16 protein-coding genes and 1 pseudogene are annotated in these 17600 nt (G+C 59.0%); 10 read left to right on the forward strand and 7 right to left on the reverse strand.

What is annotated here, in order from left to right; all coding sequences use genetic code 11:
• Positions 1–204: 204 nt before the first annotated feature.
• The 3 genes from dnaQ to ACYZTZ_RS13815 form a co-directional block, all read right to left on the reverse strand.
• Positions 205–963 (reverse strand): DNA polymerase III subunit epsilon, encoded by a 759-nt coding sequence (dnaQ, locus tag ACYZTZ_RS13805; protein ID WP_033054619.1) that lies wholly within the window; start codon positions 961–963, stop codon positions 205–207.
• Positions 964–1176: 213 nt separating this feature from the next.
• Entirely contained in the window at positions 1177–1629 is a 453-nt protein-coding gene (gene rnhA, locus ACYZTZ_RS13810) for a ribonuclease HI (protein WP_008152099.1), read from the reverse strand.
• A 92-nt stretch (positions 1630–1721) separates the two neighbouring features.
• Positions 1722–2480 (reverse strand): methyltransferase domain-containing protein, encoded by a 759-nt coding sequence (locus ACYZTZ_RS13815; protein ID WP_008152097.1) that lies wholly within the window; start codon positions 2478–2480, stop codon positions 1722–1724.
• Positions 2481–2545: 65 nt separating this feature from the next.
• On the opposite strand from ACYZTZ_RS13815, the gene gloB reads away from it, so the two are divergent.
• The 8 genes from gloB (at position 2546) to fabI (ending at position 13271) form a co-directional block, all read left to right on the forward strand.
• Positions 2546–3313 carry a hydroxyacylglutathione hydrolase gene (gene gloB, locus ACYZTZ_RS13820; protein WP_461998600.1) on the forward strand — a complete coding sequence of 256 codons (768 nt, stop codon included), beginning with the start codon at positions 2546–2548 and terminating at the stop codon, positions 3311–3313.
• Between the two features lie 99 nt (positions 3314–3412).
• Positions 3413–4855 carry a transglycosylase SLT domain-containing protein gene (locus ACYZTZ_RS13825; protein ID WP_461998601.1) on the forward strand — a complete coding sequence of 481 codons (1443 nt, stop codon included), beginning with the start codon at positions 3413–3415 and terminating at the stop codon, positions 4853–4855.
• A 218-nt stretch (positions 4856–5073) separates the two neighbouring features.
• The gene (locus ACYZTZ_RS13830) at positions 5074–6906 is read left to right on the forward strand and encodes an extracellular solute-binding protein (protein ID WP_461998602.1); all 1833 of its coding nucleotides are present in this window, start codon (positions 5074–5076) and stop codon (positions 6904–6906) included.
• Complete coding sequence (locus ACYZTZ_RS13835; protein ID WP_461998603.1) at positions 6903–8744, forward strand: extracellular solute-binding protein; 1842 nt, start codon at positions 6903–6905, stop codon at positions 8742–8744. The genes ACYZTZ_RS13830 and ACYZTZ_RS13835 overlap by 4 nt, the downstream gene beginning before the upstream one ends.
• A 4-nt stretch (positions 8745–8748) precedes the next feature.
• Positions 8749–9822 carry a microcin C ABC transporter permease YejB gene (locus tag ACYZTZ_RS13840; RefSeq protein WP_095128241.1) on the forward strand — a complete coding sequence of 358 codons (1074 nt, stop codon included), beginning with the start codon at positions 8749–8751 and terminating at the stop codon, positions 9820–9822.
• Between the two features lies 1 nt (position 9823).
• Positions 9824–10843: an ABC transporter permease gene (locus ACYZTZ_RS13845; protein WP_046048847.1), complete on the forward strand. Its 1020-nt coding sequence runs from the start codon at positions 9824–9826 to the stop codon at positions 10841–10843.
• 1 nt (position 10844) lies between these two features.
• On the forward strand, positions 10845–12455 hold the full coding sequence (locus ACYZTZ_RS13850; protein ID WP_461998604.1) for an ABC transporter ATP-binding protein: 1611 nt from the start codon (positions 10845–10847) through the stop codon (positions 12453–12455).
• A gap of 21 nt (positions 12456–12476) precedes the next feature.
• The gene (gene fabI, locus ACYZTZ_RS13855; protein ID WP_461998605.1) at positions 12477–13271 is read left to right on the forward strand and encodes an enoyl-ACP reductase FabI; all 795 of its coding nucleotides are present in this window, start codon (positions 12477–12479) and stop codon (positions 13269–13271) included.
• A 78-nt stretch (positions 13272–13349) separates the two neighbouring features.
• Here fabI and ACYZTZ_RS13860 read toward each other — a convergent pair whose 3' ends face one another.
• Complete coding sequence (locus ACYZTZ_RS13860) at positions 13350–14564, reverse strand: hypothetical protein (RefSeq protein ID WP_461998606.1); 1215 nt, start codon at positions 14562–14564, stop codon at positions 13350–13352.
• A gap of 203 nt (positions 14565–14767) precedes the next feature.
• On the opposite strand from ACYZTZ_RS13860, the pseudogene ACYZTZ_RS13865 reads away from it, so the two are divergent.
• A pseudogene (locus ACYZTZ_RS13865) lies at positions 14768–14926 on the forward strand (hypothetical protein); the annotation flags it as partial.
• Between the two features lie 48 nt (positions 14927–14974).
• Here the strand turns inward: ACYZTZ_RS13865 and ACYZTZ_RS13870 are convergent.
• Positions 14975–15841, reverse strand: coding sequence for a LysR family transcriptional regulator (locus ACYZTZ_RS13870; RefSeq protein WP_461998607.1), 867 nt, complete (start codon positions 15839–15841; stop codon positions 14975–14977).
• A 111-nt stretch (positions 15842–15952) separates the two neighbouring features.
• On the opposite strand from ACYZTZ_RS13870, the gene ACYZTZ_RS13875 reads away from it, so the two are divergent.
• Positions 15953–16378 (forward strand): VOC family protein, encoded by a 426-nt coding sequence (locus tag ACYZTZ_RS13875; protein ID WP_201187412.1) that lies wholly within the window; start codon positions 15953–15955, stop codon positions 16376–16378.
• Here ACYZTZ_RS13875 and ACYZTZ_RS13880 read toward each other — a convergent pair.
• Both ACYZTZ_RS13880 and ACYZTZ_RS13885 read right to left on the reverse strand, forming a co-directional pair.
• Complete coding sequence (locus tag ACYZTZ_RS13880) at positions 16347–16946, reverse strand: GGDEF domain-containing protein (protein ID WP_461998608.1); 600 nt, start codon at positions 16944–16946, stop codon at positions 16347–16349. The genes ACYZTZ_RS13875 and ACYZTZ_RS13880 overlap by 32 nt on opposite strands.
• Before the next feature lie 74 nt (positions 16947–17020).
• Positions 17021–17599, reverse strand: a complete 579-nt coding sequence (locus ACYZTZ_RS13885; RefSeq protein WP_461998609.1) for a hypothetical protein — start codon at positions 17597–17599, stop codon at positions 17021–17023.
• Position 17600: the final 1 nt, after the last annotated feature.

Below are 17600 nucleotides of genomic sequence, written 5' to 3' on the forward strand. Positions count from 1 at the left end.
GACCGTGGTCCGCCAATCACCTCAGGGTAGAGGGTTCGAGCGCATGTGGCGAGCGTGATGCCCTAAAATGGGTCATCGGGCGCGGTACGCCTTATCAAGATCAACAGATCGCAGCCTCGTTTCACTCGACAGCTCCTACAACGGAATGCGTAATCCCGTAGGAGCTGTCGAGTGAAACGAGGCTGCGATCTTTTTCCGAAGCGCCTACGCCTGAGCCTTGGCCTCGGCCAGTTGTTGCCAGAGCGATGGGGCGCCGGCGGATTTGGCGATGGTTTCCAGGCGTGCCACGTGTTGGGCCAGGTCATCTTCGCTGGCACGGATAATCCGCGTCGGTTGACGGTCAGCCGGCAGACGACGTATCTCGGTGGCGGAATTGTCCGCACCTTCCCCGGAACCGTTGCCGTCGGAAGCATTACCAGCCAGGGACAGGCTGGTCTGGCCGCCCGTCATGGTCAGGTAAACGTCGGCGAGGATCTCGGAGTCGAGCAAGGCGCCGTGCAGTTCACGACCGGAGTTGTCGACGCCATAGCGCTTGCACAAGGCGTCGAGGCTGTTGCGCTGCCCCGGGTGACGTTCCCGGGCCATCATCAGGGTGTCGAGGATCGAGCAGTGCTGCGTGATGTCCGCACGATCGTGCTGGCCCATCAGGGCGAATTCGTTGTTGATGAAGCCAACGTCGAACGCCGCGTTGTGGATGATCAGCTGCGCACCCTTGATGAATTCAAAGAACTCATCGGCCACTTCAGTGAAGCGCGGCTTGCCGACCAAAAATTCGTTGGTGATGCCGTGGACGCCAATGGCGCCTTCATCACTCTCGCGGTCCGGTTGCAGGTAAACGTGGAAATGCCGGCCCGTCAGGCGCCGACCGATCAACTCGACACAACCGATTTCGATAATCCGGTGGCCGTCGGTCACCGGCATGCCGGTGGTTTCGGTATCGAGTACAACGGATCTGGTGGCCATCAGTGCTCAGCTCTCAACGGGTCATTCGTGCAAAAGCGGCGATGTTAACACGCCCGCCGGGGTCTTTCAGATACACCGTGTTGCACCCATCGCGAGCAGGCTCGCTCCCACATTGAATTCGGGGGTTCACAGAATTTGTGCTCAACGAAGATCAAATATGGGAGCGAGCCTGCTCGCGATTGGCCACGACGCGGTGCATCGGTAGAACCGGAATCAAGCCTGTTTGTACCCGCGCACTTCATCCACGCCACGGTTGGCCAATTGGTCGGCCCGCTCGTTGCCATGGTGACCGATGTGCCCGCGCACCCATTTCCAGGTGACGTTGTGGCGATTGACCTGCTCATCCAGCAACTTCCACAGATCAGCGTTTTTTACCGGTTCTTTCGCGGCGGTTTTCCAGCCGCGCTTCTTCCAGTTGTCCATCCACTCGTTGATGCCTTTCATCACGTACTGCGAGTCGGTGACCAGCAGCACGTCGCAGGAGCGCTTGAGTTCTTCAAGGCCACGGATCGCGCCCATCAGCTCCATGCGGTTGTTGGTGGTGTTGGCTTCGCCGCCCCACAGTTCTTTTTCAATGCCCTTGCACACCAGCAAAGCGCCCCAGCCGCCAGGACCAGGATTGCCTTTGCAGGCGCCGTCGGTGAAGAGTTCTACGCTATCGCTCATACCAATCTATCCAGAAAATGCGGTGGCTCGCCGATCGGTGATCGACGATGCCCGAGGCCGGGGCAAACCCGGCCGGGAAAATAAAAAGTGTATTACGGATCGATGCGGCGACGATTGACCTTGGCCATCGGCAATGGAATCAGCTTGCCCATCGGTTCGCGCCGCTCCTGACGGACGGGCCGCAGGCCCACCACGATCTTGCGCGCCACCAATAAATAGAAGCCGCCACCCGAGAGTTGCCAGTCACCGGCCTTGCGCTCCCAACCGGCCAGACGAGCCTGCCAGGCGGGTGATGCAAGCGGCGGACGATAGCACCCGAAGCGGCGTTTCTCCAGCGCGAAACCCAGCAGGTTCAGCCAGTCACCGACTCGCGACGGGGAGATGCAGCGAGCCTTGCGCAAGGCGTCGTGAGCAAACACGTGACGCAAACCCCAGGTGCTCCAGGGGTTGATCCCGACGATCAGCAGATGCCCGCCGGGCCGCACGCTGCTCGCCGCTTCACGCAGCAAACCGTGGGGCGATAGACAGAAATCCAGCCCATGCTGCAACACAACCACATCGGCGGCATGCTCGCTCAACGGCCACGCCTGCTCTTCGCAGACGATCTCGACACCCGGCAACGGCGCGCCGAGCCGCACATTGCGCTGGACTTGCGGCGCCGACGGCGGCGTCTGGGCCGACGGGCCGTAATGCACAAGATAGCCACCGAAGAACCGTCCCAACTCGTCTTCGAGCATGCGACGTTCTTCGTCCAGCAGAAATTGCCCGATGGGGCCAGACAGCCATTCACGGGCCGCGCTGATCAATGTCAGCCATTCAGGATCAGCCTGAGCGAACGCTTTATCGGTCATTGCATTCTCCAACGCGCCAGGAAGTTCTAAGATGCGCCATTGTTTTCCGCTTGGCGAATCCGACGATGATACAGATCAGTGCCCTGCCCGCCTTCACCGACAACTACATCTGGTTGTTACAAGACCACCGCACCCAGCGCTGCGCCGTGGTCGATCCGGGCGATGCCGCGCCAGTGCAGGCCTGGCTCGCAGCGCATCCGGGTTGGGTGTTGAGTGATATTTTGATCACTCACCATCATCATGACCACGTCGGCGGCGTCGAGCAGCTGAAAAAAGCGACAGACGCGACAGTCTACGGTCCGGCCAGCGAAACCATCCGGCTGCGGGACGTGGCCCTCAAGGATAACGACCGCGTCAGCGTGCTGGGCTGGGACTTCGATGTCTTTGCCGTCCCCGGCCACACCTTGGGGCATATTGCCTATTACCATCACGGTTTGCTGTTCTGCGGTGACACCCTGTTTGCTGCCGGTTGCGGGCGCTTGTTCGAAGGCACACCGGAGCAGATGCATACCTCACTGACCCGCCTCGCCGCGCTGCCTGAGGATACGCTGGTCTACTGCACTCACGAATACACTTTGAGCAACCTGAAGTTTGCCGCAGCGGTCGAACCGGGCAATCCGGACACTGCCGCACGTCTGGAAAAAGTCACCGCACAACGTGAAGCCGGAATCATGACGCTGCCCTCTACTCTGGCGCTTGAAAAGCTTACCAACCCGTTTTTGCGTGTCGACGAAACATCCGTTAAAGAAAAAGTGGACGAACGGAATGGAACCCAAAACCGGGCTCCGAGTGCGGTTTTTGCTGCTCTGCGTGCTTGGAAAGATAAGTTCTAAGTAGCCATCACGTTGGTACGAAAATTCTGAATGGTTGACCGCAGGGGGTGCGCTTTCTAGAATCGCCCGACATTTTTGCCCGGAACTTACTTCCAGCCAATGTCGTCATCTATTCGTAAAGCCATCAATTCAGACGCATTGACCCGCTTGGCTCAAGCCATCGCGGTGGCTGTGTCCGCCACTCTGGCGGGCTGCTCAAGTCATGTGCCGCAGACCGACGCGGCACACACTCCGAACATCGCCGCCCGGGCCAAGCAGAAACCTATCTGGCTCAGCGAAAAACCGACTCCACAAATTCCACAAGATGTCTGGGAGCGCATGCGCCAAGGCTTCCAGTTGCAGGACAACCTGGGCGTCAACCCGCGCATCGAGCAACAACGCCTGTGGTTCGCCAGCAACCCGTCCTTCCTCGAAAACGCCGGCGAACGCGGCAGCCTCTACATTCACTACATCGTCGAACGCCTTGAAGAACGCAACATGCCGCTGGAACTGGCGCTGCTGCCAGTGATTGAAAGCGCCTACAACCCGATGGCCTATTCCCGGGCCGATGCGGTTGGCTTGTGGCAATTCATCCCTTCCACCGGGCGTTACTTCAACCTGCGTCAAACCCGTTTCTATGATGGCCGTCGCGATATCACCGCCTCGACCACCGCGGCCATGGATTACCTGACCCGCCTGCACGACATGTTCAACGGCGACTGGCTGCTGGCCCTGGCGGCCTACAACGCCGGCGAAGGCACGGTCAGCCGGGCCATCGAGCGCAACGAAAAGCTCGGCTTGCCGACCGATTACTGGAACCTGCCGCTGCCGGCCGAAACCCAGGCCTACGTGCCAAAGCTGCTGGCCCTGTCGCAAGTGGTGCTGGCACCTGAAGCCTACGGCGTGAACCTGAACCCGATCGCCAACGAACCGTACTTCCAGGTCGTCGAAATCAACCAGCGCATGGACCTGTCCAAGGTCGCCGCGGTGGCTAACATCGACGAAGACGAACTGTTCCAGCTCAACCCGGCCTTCAAGCAGCGCACCACCATCGATGGCCCCCAGCATTTGCTGGTGCCAACGTCCAAGGCGCAACTGCTGACCGCCAGCCTGTCGACCATGCGTCCTGAAGAGTTGATCAGCAAGAAGCCGCTCAAGCCGGTATTCGAAGGCTCGGACGACTCCGAAATCGCCAGCCTCAAACGTGCCTACCGCGTCAAACGCGGCGACAACCTGGCCGCCATCGCCAAGGCCAACAAGGTCGACGTCAAGGACCTGCAGCGCTGGAACAAGCTGACCGGCAAGAACCTCAAGGCCGGCCAGACACTGGTCATGCAGGACACTGCCAAGCGCTCTTCCGGACGCGTCAACACTGTCGTAGCCGCGAACAGCAAAGCTGACAAACAGAAGCCGCAGACCCAGTACAAGGTCCAGCAAGGCGACTCGCTGTACATGGTGGCCAAGCGTTTCAACGTTGAAATGCAGCACCTCAAGCGCTGGAACCCACGTGTTGGCCAGGCGCTGAAGCCCGGTCAGATGCTGACGGTGGCTTCCCCACGCTGATTGATGTGAAACCGAAAAAGATCGCAGCCTTCGGCAGCTCCTACAGATAATGCGTACATCCGATCAATCGCGGGTGTACATGATCGGTGTAGGAGCTGCCGCAGGCTGCGATCTTTTTTTCGCCCCGCCCCCGCATTAAGCCCCCGTCTTTTTCCTGTCGATACAAGCTGTTACTGTACGGGCCACAAAGCCCAAGCCGCCTGGATCGGATCCCTGACTTGAAGCGTCCCCTCCTCCTGCTCCTGATCAGCCTGGCCTTGAGCTCCCCCGCAAGCGCGACGATCAGCGAAAGCCATGGTTATGCGCAATTCGGCACGCTCAAGTACCCGGCCAGATTTACCCACTTCGACTGGGTCAACCCGCAAGCGCCCAAGGGCGGTACGTTGCGGGTGATGGCGTTTGGCACCTTCGATACGCTCAATCCCTACACCTTCAAGGGTTCAAGTCCGGTTTCCACGCCGAATTTCCTGCAATACGGCATCAACGAGCTCAACGAACCGCTGATGGTCGGCACCGGCCAGTACGCGCAGTCCGGCGATGAACCGACCTCCAGCTATGGCCTGATCGCCCAATCGGTGGAATACAGCGAAGACCGCAGCTGGGTGGTGTTCAACCTGCGCCCCGAAGCGCGCTTCCACGATGGCACGCCGATTACCGCCTATGACGTGGCGTTTTCCTACCGATTGCTGCTCAAGGAAGGCCATCCGCAATACCGCACCAACCTTCAGGAAGTGTCGCGGGTCGACATCCTTAATCCGCAGCGCATTCGTTTCGTCTTCAAGCGCGCCGGCAATCCGTTGCTGATCCTGCGCCTGGGTGAATTGCCGGTGCTGCCCCAGCATTACTGGAAAGGTCGTGACTTCAAGGCCACCACCTTCGAACCGCCACTGGGCAGCGGACCGTATCGCATGACGTCGGTAGTGCCTGGGCGTCAGATCATTTTCGAACGGGTCAAGGATTACTGGGGCAAGGACCTGCCGGTCAATCGCGGCAAATACAACTTCGATCGCATGGAAGTCGAGTTCTACCGCGACAGCGACGTCGCGTTCGAAGCCTTCAAGGCCGGCGAATTCGACATCTATATCGAGCACCAGGCGAAGAACTGGGAAAACGGCTACAGCTTCCCGGCGGTGCGACGCGGCGACGTCATCAAGGCGCAAATTCCGCATCAGATCCCGACCCAGAGCCAGGGTCTGTTCATGAACTCCCGACGCCCGGCCTTCTCCGAGACCAAGGTCCGTGAAGCGCTGGGCCTGATGTTCGACTTCGAGTGGACCAACCGCACGCTGTTCAGCGGCGCCTACAAACGCGCCATGAGTTACTACCCCAACAGCGAGTTCTCCGCGACGGGCCTTCCGGTCGGCCATGAATGGTTGATGCTGACGCCGTATCGCGAGCAGTTGCCCGCCAAGCTCTTCACCGAGCCGTTCAGCCTGCCGCAGACCCAAGGGCGCGGCATCCCCCGGGAAACCATGCGCAAGGCCCTGGGCCTGCTTGCCGAGGCCGGCTGGAAGCTCAGTGGCCAGCATGTTCAGAACGCCGCAGGCCAACCGTTGCGTTTGGAGATCCTGCTGGTCAACCCGAACCTGGAGCGCATCCTTCAGCCTTACGTCGAGAACCTCGCCAGCATCGGCATCGACGCTCGGCTGCGCACGGTCGATCGCGCCCAGTACAAACAACGCCTCGATCAGTTCGATTTCGACATGATCCTGATGACCCTCAACCAGACGCTCAGTCCGGGCCTGGAACAATGGCAGTACTTCCATTCAAGCCAGGTAGGGGTCAAGGGCAGCAAAAACTACGCCGGTATTGCCAATCCGGTGGTCGACCATTTACTCGAACTATTGCTCGCCGCCCAGACCCGCGATGAACAGGTCGCCGCCGGCAAGGCCCTGGACCGGGTGTTGCTGTGGCAGCACTACATCATTCCCAACTGGTATCTCAATTATCACCGCCTGGCCTACCGCAACCGGTTCGCCTTCGTCACCACGCCGCCCTACACGTTGGGCCTGAGCGCATGGTGGCTGAAATCTTCGGAGAAAGATCGATGAAACCCGTACGCAACCTGCTCTTGCAGGCCAGCGGTCTGTTGTTCGCCGGGCTGGCCTGTGCCGCTCCGCAACATGCCCTGACCCTGTACAACGAGCCGCCGAAATACCCGGCCGATTTCAAACACTTCGATTACGTGAACCCCGACGCGCCCAAGGGCGGGATCTTCCGTCAGGCCGGTTTCGGCGGCTTTGACAGCCTCAACCCCTTCATCAACAAGGGTGTCGCGGCCGACGACATCAGCATGATCTACGACACCCTGGCCAAACAGGGCCTGGATGAACCGTTCACCGAGTACGGCCTGGTCGCCGGCAAGATCGAAAAAGCCCCGGACAACAGCTGGGTGCGTTTCTACCTGCGCCCCGAAGCGCGCTTCCACGACGGGCATCCGATGCGCGCCGAGGACGTGGTGTTCAGTTTCCAGACCCTGATCAAGGACGGCGCGCCGCTGTACCGCGGTTACTACAGCGATGTCGAGGAAGTGGTCGCTGAAGATCCGCTGACGGTGCTGTTCAAGTTCAAACACAACAACAACCGAGAGCTGCCGCTGATCCTCGGCCAGTTGCCGGTGTTGCCCAAACATTGGTGGGCGACGCGCGATTTCACCAAGGGCAACCTGGAAATACCGTTGGGCAGCGGCCCGTACAAGGTCAGCGAAGTCAAGGCCGGGCGTTCGGTGCGCTATGAGCGGGTCAAGAATTACTGGGCCAAGGACCTGCCGGCGAACCGCGGGTTCTACAACTTCGACGTGATGACCACCGACTACTACCGCGACAACACTGTGGCCCTGGAAGCACTCAAGGCCGGGCAGTTCGATTACTGGCTCGAAATGGCAGCCAAGAACTGGGCCAACGCCTACAACATTCCGGCCGTCACCGAGGGCCGGTTGATCAAGGAACAGATCCCCAACGGCAACCCCACCGGCATGCAAGGTTTTGTATTCAACCTGCGCCGCCCGGTGTTCCACGACGTGCGCGTGCGCCAGGCCCTGACCCTGTTGCTGGACTTCGAATGGACCAACAAACAACTGTTCAACGGTGCCTACGCGCGCACCCGCAGTTTTTTCGAAAATTCGGAAATGGCTGCCAGCGGCCTGCCGGACGCTGATCAACTGGCGATCCTCGACCCGTTCCGCAGCAAGATTCCCGAGCAGGTGTTCAGCGAGGCGTTCCAGAACCCGGTGACTGACGCCAGCGGCATGATCCGCACCCAGCAGCGCAAAGCCTATCAACTGCTGCAAGAGGCGGGCTGGCGGATCGTCGATGACAAGATGGTCGACGCCAACGGCAAACCGGTGACCATCGAGTTCCTGTTGGCCCAGACCGAATTCGAGCGGGTGCTTCTGCCGTTCAAGCGCAACATGAGCGACTTGGGGATTGACCTGGTGATCCGCCGGGTCGACGTCTCGCAGTACATCAACCGCGTGCGTTCACGGGACTTCGACATGATTGTCGGCAGCTTCCCGCAGTCCAATTCACCGGGCAATGAACAGCGTGAATTCTGGATGTCTGACGCCGCCGACAAACCCGGCAGCCGCAATTCCATGGGCCTGAAAGACCCGGTGGTGGACCAATTGGTCGAGCAACTGATCAACGCCGATTCGCGCAAAAGCCTGGTGGCCCACGCCCGCGCACTGGACCGCGTGCTGCAATGGGGTTATTACGTGATCCCCAACTGGTACATCAAGACCTGGCGCGTGGCGTATTGGAACCACATCGGTCATCCGAAAGTTTCACCCAAGTACGACATCGGCATTAACACCTGGTGGGTCAAGCCAGACGCTACCCCGGCCATAGAAGTCGAAACCAAACTGCAAGCCGACCCTGCGGGCACGGAGTAATCAGATGCTGGCGTATATTTTTCGGCGACTGCTGCTGATCATCCCGACGTTGCTCGGCATTCTGCTGATCAACTTCGTGATCATCCAGGCCGCCCCCGGCGGGCCGGTGGAGCAGATGATCGCCAAGCTCGAAGGCTTCGAAGGCGCCACCAGCCGCATCGCTGGCGGCGGTGCCGAAGTCTCGGTGGCCGGCTCCGCCTATCGCGGCGCCCAGGGCCTGGACCCGATGCTGGTCAAGGAAATCGAGCACATGTACGGCTTCGATAAATCGGCGCCGGAACGCTTGTGGATCATGATCAAGAACTACGCCACGCTGGATTTCGGCGACAGCTTCTTCCGTGACGCCAAGGTTATCGACCTGATCAAGGAAAAGATGCCGGTGTCGATCTCCCTCGGGCTGTGGAGCACGCTGATCATGTACCTGGTGTCGATCCCGCTGGGGATCGCCAAGGCGACGCGACACGGCAGCCACTTCGACGTCTGGACCAGTTCGGCAATCATCGTCGGCTATGCGATCCCGGCGTTCCTGTTCGCCATCCTGTTGATCGTGGTGTTCGCCGGGGGCAGTTATTTCGACTGGTTCCCGCTCAGAGGGCTGACCTCCAACAACTTCGACGAGTTGAGCATGGGCGGCAAAATTCTCGATTACTTCTGGCACTTGGCATTGCCGGTGACGGCGCTGGTGATCGGCAACTTCGCGACCATGACCCTGCTGACCAAAAACAGCTTCCTCGACGAAATCAACAAACAGTACGTGGTCACCGCCAAGGCCAAGGGCCTGACCAATCACCGCGTGCTCTACGGCCATGTGTTCCGCAACGCCATGCTGCTGGTGATCGCCGGGTTCCCGTCGGCGTTTATCGGCATCTTCTTCACTGGCTCGTTGCTGGTGGAAGTGATCTTCTCCCTCGACGGCCTCGGGCTGATGAGTTTTGAGGCCGCGATCAACCGTGATTACCCGGTGGTCTTTGGCACGTTGTTCATCTTCACCCTGTTGGGATTGGTGGTGAAACTGATCGGCGACCTCACCTACACCTTTGTCGATCCGCGCATCGACTTCGAAAGCCGGGAGCATTGAGATGAACCTGTCCCCTCTCAATCGCCGACGTTTCGAACTGTTCAAGGCCAACAAGCGTGGCTGGTGGTCGCTGTGGCTGTTTCTGCTGTTGTTTGGGCTGAGCCTCGGCGCCGAGCTGATCGCCAACGACAAACCGCTGGTGGTGCACTACGACAACGGCTGGTACTTCCCGGCGCTCAAGCGTTACCCGGAAACCACCTTCGGCGGCGAATTCCCGCTGGAAGCCAACTACAAGAGCCCGTACATCCGCGAATTGCTCAAGGAAAAAGACGCCTGGGTGCTGTGGGCGCCGATTCCCTACAGCTATCAAAGCATCAACTACGACCTGAAAGTCCCGGCACCTGCGCCACCTTCAACTGACAACCTGTTGGGCACCGACGATCAGGGCCGCGATGTGCTGGCGCGGGTGATTTATGGTTTCCGGATTTCGGTGCTGTTCGCCCTGACCCTGACCATTTTCAGCTCGATCATCGGCGTGATTGCCGGGGCCTTGCAGGGTTTCTACGGAGGCTGGGTGGATTTGGCCGGGCAGCGCTTTCTGGAGATCTGGTCCGGGCTGCCGGTGCTGTACCTGCTGATCATTCTCGCCAGTTTCGTCCAGCCGAACTTCTGGTGGTTGCTGGGGATCATGCTGCTGTTCTCGTGGATGAGCCTGGTGGACGTGGTCCGCGCCGAATTCCTGCGAGGGCGTAATCTGGAATACGTGCGCGCCGCGCGGGCGTTGGGGATGCAAAACGGAGCGATCATGTTCCGCCACATCCTGCCCAATGCCATGGTCTCGACCATGACCTTCATGCCGTTCATCCTGACCGGCGCCATCGGCACCCTGACCGCCCTGGATTTCCTCGGCTTCGGTTTGCCGGCAGGCAGTCCGTCCCTCGGTGAGCTGGTGGCCCAGGGCAAATCCAACCTGCAAGCACCATGGCTCGGCATGAGCGCGTTTGCCGTGCTGGCGTTGATGTTGAGTTTGCTGGTGTTCATCGGCGAGTCCGCTCGCGATGCCTTCGACCCGAGGAAGTGAAATGAATCAGGACAATCTGATCGAAGTGCGCGACCTGGCCGTCGAATTTGTCGTTGGCGAGCGCGTTCAACGGGTGGTCGAAGGCGTGAGCTTCGACATCAAGCGCGGGGAAACCCTGGCGCTGGTGGGTGAAAGTGGCTCCGGCAAATCGGTGACGGCGCACTCGATCCTGCGGCTGTTGCCCTACCCGCTCGCCCGGCATCCGTCCGGGACCATCGAGTATTCCGGGCAGAACCTGCTGAGCCTGAAAGAGAAAACCATCCGCCACATCCGCGGCAACCGGATCGCGATGATCTTCCAGGAGCCCATGACCTCGCTCAATCCGCTGCACTCGATCGAGAAACAGATCAACGAGGTGTTGAGCATCCACAAGGGCCTGATCGGCAAAGTCGCGACCAAGCGTACTCTGGAGCTGCTGGAAATGGTCGGCATCCCGGAGCCCGAGAACCGCCTCAAGGCCCTGCCCCATGAATTGTCTGGCGGCCAGCGGCAGCGGGTGATGATTGCCATGGCCCTGGCCAACGAGCCGGAACTGCTGATCGCCGACGAGCCGACCACCGCGCTGGACGTCACCGTCCAGCTGAAAATCCTCGAGTTGCTCAAGGAATTACAGGCCCGATTGGGCATGGCGCTGCTACTGATCAGTCACGATTTGAACCTTGTGCGAAGAATTGCGCATCGCGTATGTGTCATGCAGCGCGGTTGCATCGTCGAACAGGCATCGTGCGAAGAGTTGTTCCGCGCACCGCAGCATCCGTACACTCGGGAACTGCTGGCAGCGGAGCCCAGCGGCAAGCCGGCGACCAATGTGATTGGCCCGCCATTGCTGCAAGTCGAGGACCTGAAAGTCTGGTTCCCGATCAAGAAAGGCTTTCTGAAAAAGACCGTCGACCACATCAAGGCGGTGGACGGAATCAATTTCAGCCTGCCTCAGGGCCAGACCCTGGGGATTGTGGGAGAAAGCGGTTCGGGCAAGTCGACACTGGGTTTGGCGATTTTGCGGCTGATCGGCAGCAAAGGTGCCATCCGTTTTGAAGGCAAGCAGCTAGACTGCCTGACGCAGCAACAGGTTCGACCGCTGCGGCGGGAGATGCAGGTGGTGTTTCAGGACCCGTTCGGCAGCCTGAGCCCACGGATGTGCGTGAGCCAGATCGTCGGCGAAGGCCTGCGGATCCACAAGATGGGCACCGAGGCGGAACAGGAACAAGCGATTATTGCGGCACTCAAGGAGGTAGGTCTGGACCCGGAAACCCGGCACCGCTACCCCCACGAATTTTCCGGTGGGCAGCGGCAGAGAATCGCCATTGCCCGGGCATTAGTGCTAAAACCGGCGTTGATTCTGCTGGACGAGCCGACATCGGCCCTCGACCGGACAGTGCAACGCCAAGTGGTGGAGCTTTTGCGTTCACTGCAAACCAAGTACAACCTGACGTATCTGTTTATCAGCCATGACCTGGCTGTCGTCAAAGCGCTGAGCCACCAGCTGATGGTGGTCAAGCAAGGCCAAGTGGTCGAACAGGGAGACGCGCAAAGTATTTTTGCGGCCCCCAAACATCCGTATACACAGCAGTTGCTGGAAGCCGCTTTCCTGGCCCCAGCCACTGCGCAATAACCTGAAAGAGAGGAGCAACACATGGGTTTTCTCGCCGGTAAGCGCGTACTGATCGTCGGTGTCGCCAGCAAGCTGTCCATCGCATCCGGCATCGCTGCCGCCATGCATCGCGAGGGCGCTGAGCTTGCCTTCACTTATCAGAACGACAAACTCAAGGGTCGTGTCGAAGAGTTCGCACAAAGCTGGGGTTCCAACCCTGACCTGTGCTTCCCGTGCGACGTGGCCAGCGATGAAGAAATCGCCAAGGTTTTCGTTGAGCTGGGCAAGAGGTGGGACGGCCTGGACTGCATCGTGCACTCCGTCGGCTTCGCCCCGGGTGACCAACTGGATGGCGACTTCACCGAAGCCACCACCCGTGAAGGTTTCCGCATCGCTCACGACATCAGCGCCTACAGCTTCGTGGCCCTGGCCAAAGCCGGCCGCGAAATGATGAAAGGCCGCAACGGCAGCCTGCTGACCCTGTCGTACCTGGGCGCCGAGCGCACCATGCCGAACTACAACGTGATGGGCATGGCCAAGGCTTCCCTGGAAGCTGGCGTTCGCTACCTGGCCGGCTCCCTGGGCCCGGATGGCACCCGCGTCAACTGCGTATCGGCTGGCCCGATCCGTACCCTCGCTGCTTCCGGCATCAAGAACTTCCGCAAGATGCTGGCCGCCAACGAAGCGCAAACCCCGCTGCGTCGTAACGTCACCATCGACGAAGTCGGCAACGCCGGCGCCTTCCTGTGCTCGGACCTGGCGTCCGGCATCAGCGGCGAGATCATGTACGTGGACGGTGGTTTCAACACCACGGCCATGGGTAGCCTGGAAGAGTAATCTTCGGGTAGCCAACAAAAAAACCCGCCTCTTGAGGCGGGTTTTTTGTTCAGGCTAATACATTGCCTGGTGTTGCCGTCAGATGTGGACCCCTATCAACTGTTTAAATCCTGCAGGCGTAACGCGATCACCCGCAACAACCATGCGATTACGGCCGCTTTGAACAACCAGGTCACGGACTAATCCTTCGGCATAGATGACCATCCCCTCATTACCAAAGTCCGAGTCAAATTGACCGTTATCATTGATACGCAGCCAGAACATGTAGGCAGTCGGGCCACGACTCGCTGCACCGCCGACCAATATTTTTTGATCTGCTTGCACTTCAATCCTCGACGGAACATCTATGAGGTCAGGGATATCAATCCACAATGGCGCCCCATCATTGAAGATCGGATCTGGTTCGCCGTTGGCTAGCAGCCGGTAAACCACCATGGTTTGCGAATTTGGCCCTTCACCCACGCCCGTAAAGACAATTTTGTCCGCGTGTATGGTCATGTCACCCAGGGAACCCTCGTCCCCTTCCCAATATCCATGTTTGCCAAACGACTGATCCAATTGACCCGAGGGCAAGTAACACGCCAGCGCAAGCCTTACGTTCAAGCCTCGGCTGGTGTGTCCGAATACGATAATTCGGTTGTCCGACAGCACGGCAATACTACGGATGACCGTGTCTTGACCACTGATTCGCACCTCAATGTGCCCTAACAGGCCGAAACCCCGATCGGGTGATCCATCACTGTTCAAACGATTCAACCGGCCTGCTTCAAAGATTTTGGAATCGCCGTTGCCCACCTGGTAGCCCGATGCCAACAGAATTTTTCCGTCACTTTGAAGACACCCTGCATGGCCACGGGTAAACAAAAGGACTTCAGTCGGATCCAGTGGGAAAGGCAAAATCTTCGTACCGAAGACCAAGTCCGGACTGCCACTGGGATTGAACCGCGTGATGGCTGTACGCTCCCTTTCCGGAGTACTTTGCGTTGCGCCAATCAATAGAATTTTGCCATCCGTTTGCCGTATCAGCCGTACGGGCCTTGAGCTTTGAGTATTATCAAAGCGCCATTTGGCGACACTCCCATCACCAAAATCCGGATCCGCCGTACCGTCTGAAAAAGCCCGGCTCAACCAGCACTCACCACTCACCCATTGAACATAGACAAGCCCCCCGTCATCCTCTATCAGTGCTCGAATCTCGGCTCGCACAGGAACATCCACTGTACCGTTTTGGCCGAAGGTCAAATCCAGGTCACCTGGTTTTCGAGGCGCTAGTGCTTTATCCAGCTTCGTCATGTTTCAATCCTCTGAAAAGAATGGAACATCCTCGTTGTGCATAGCGGATGCGCCTCTGATCTGATGTCAGTTGGTTCACCTCACTGTCGCGCAAAGCTGGAAGTAGCGGCTACTGTCATAAATAACAGTACTAATATCTTTCAGAGCCAATTGGCGGTCCGTACAAGCCTTTTAGCCCGTATTTAGCCTTCCAAGGCGAGTACGCCTTCCTGTGCTCGGACCTGGCGTCCGGCATCAGCGGCGAGATCATGTACGTGGACGGTGGCTTCAACACCACGGCCTGCGATTTCAGGCCTGATGTAGATTTCCTGTGGGAGCGAGCCTGCTCGCGATGGCGGAGAGTCAGTCGACATCAATTTTGACGGTTAGTCCGCTATCGCGAGCAGGCTCGCTCCCACAGGGTTTGGTGTTTAGCCGGAAATATGTGTCAGGCAGCTGGAAAATAGCTGCTGGATCGGCTGTGTGCGCTGGCTATAGCGCTGCAACAGGACGATCTCGCGGTAGAACGTCAACGCCCCCAACGGAATGATCCGGACCTTCGCCCCATGCTCAAGCCATAACCCCGCCTTGGGAAGCAGCGACACGCCCAACCCGCATTCAACCATCTTCACGATGGCTTCCAGCTCATCCAGCTCCAAAGCCACCTGCACATCAATCTGCTGCTCACGCAAAAACCGCGTTACCAGTCTTCCACCGAACGAGTTGCGGTCGTAGCGCACATGCGGATGGCTCGCGAGGATCTGCAACGGCTCATCGCCTTCCAGGTCCGCTGGCACGATCAATACAAACGGTTCCTTGCGGATGACCTGCGCTGACAGTTCTTTGGGCAACTCGAACGGCGGCTTGATCAGGATCGCCAGATCCACCTCACCGGTGTCCACCTGACTCAACAGGTTCAGCGACACACCGGGCACCAGTTTCGGCTCGAGCAACGGCGCCTGTTGCCTCAGTCGAAGCAACGCCTGCGGCAGCAGTCCGGTCTGGGCCGTGGCCACCGCGCCTATTTTCAACTCGCCGCGATACTCACTGACATCATCGCTGACCGCCATGCGGCTGAAGGTCTCCAGCATTTCCCTGGCCATTGGCAATGCGCGCTGGCCCGCCGCATTGAGCAGCGCCTGACGTCCGGTGCGGTCGAACAAACGAATACCCAGGGCCTGTTCCAGATTGCGAATCTGCGCGCTGACGGCCGACTGGGTCAGGCCAATGTGCATACCGGCCGCGGCAAACGTGCCGTAGCGCGTCACCGCAATGAAGGTTTTCAGTTCCCGCAGCATGGCATTCTCGATTAATCGAAATAATTTGAGCTCGATGCAAAAATTATCGTCTTTTAATCAAAAAGCACAGGGCTAAACTCAATCTGAATCCATACAGCCGAGGCACCTCCGATGCAACTCTCCCCTTTTCACCTGGCCATCCCGGTCTACGACCTGACTGCCGCGCGCAATTTTTATGGCGAAGTGTTCGGACTGGAAGAAGGTCGCTCAAGCGATCATTGGGTCGATTTCAATTTTTTCGGCCATCAGCTGGTCATTCACCTGGCGCCGAAAAACGCTTCTCAAGAAGCCGCGCACACCAATGCTGTCGACGGTCATGACGTGCCGGTGCCGCATTTTGGTGTGGTGTTGGGGATGAACGAATGGGAGGCTCTGGCCGAACGCCTAAAAGCCCTCGATACCCGATTCGTGATCGAACCGGGCATTCGCTTTCAGGGCTTGGTAGGTGAGCAAGCGACGATGTTTCTCTTCGATCCGTGCGGCAACGCGCTTGAGTTCAAGGCATTCAAGGATGTGGCTCAGTTGTTTGCCAAGTGAACGCATCGGCCTGTTCCATCAGCTCCTCGATCGAGCCGGGAAGCTCAGGGTTGCACTCGAGTTGTCCGATGCTGAAGCGGATGTCATAACCGCGATGCACCGTGGCATTGCGCTCTTCGAGTATTTCTTCGAGTCGCGCCCTGATCGCGGGTATTTCCACAACGCTTGAGCCGGTCAGTAACGCGACGAATTTGTCGCTGCCCAACCGGCCGATCACATCGCTCTCGCGAAAGGCAATTCGCAGCACATCAGCGAAGGTTTTCAGGGCGTTGTCGCCCTCGGAACGACCATAGAGATAGTTGATGTGCTTGAAGTCATCTATGTTGAAGAGCAGCAGCGTCGCTGGCTTTTTCAGCTGGTGGCAGACATCCAGCCCTTGTTGGGCCAGCGCTGTAAAACCGTGTCGGTTGGAGAGCAGCGTCAACTCGTCCATGCTCGCCATCTGCACGCCCATCAACTCCTCCTCGGCCTTGCGGGCCAAGTCACGCAGCAGCTCGCGCTCCTGCAGTGGCGTGCGCAACGGGTCGGCGCACGCGCCTGGTTTTACCGGTTTGCCTGGGATCAGCATTACTCACTCCATTGGCGGGTATATTTCTTAGAGTCGTCCATACCCGGTTTGACTCCCTGTTAACGGACCGCCGGTCAACTACCCACGACCGGACATGGCCCTCCCGCGTCTGCCCAGCGTTTGAACTGGGTGACGAAAATATCGTGCGGCACCGGGACCGGCGCCCTTCCCTGACCCGGATTCCAGCCCCAAAGCACCAATTTGTCGTCGCTGACATGCTTGATCAGCGCGGCGAAGTCGCGATCTCCGTTGCTGGAGCGGTCCTTGATCATGGCGCACAACTGGTCGGCCGGCAGACCGATCCAGGCCATTTTGTGCACGGCGGGCGGCAGGCTCCAGTGCGGCGCCCCCGGCGGTGCGTGAGCCCCATAACTGGCCGGCGGATTACTTTCGGCGTGGCAGGTAGCGCAGGGCAAACCCGCCGCGCCCTTGCCGTCCATGCCCCGCACGACGTTCATTGCGTGAGGAATCCCGGCGTCGAATTGCAACGGCGAATCGCCGGGGATATGGCAGTTCTGGCAGCGCGGGCTCTGAAAGACCTTTTGCACGGTATCGAACGCCTTGATCGCTTCCTTATCGTCAGCAAACAGGTCCTCGGCGTAGGCGATCAGGCCGATCAATACCACCGCGCCAAGAATCAGATGTCGTCTCATC

The organism is Pseudomonas sp. LB3P58 (genome assembly GCF_054897895.1).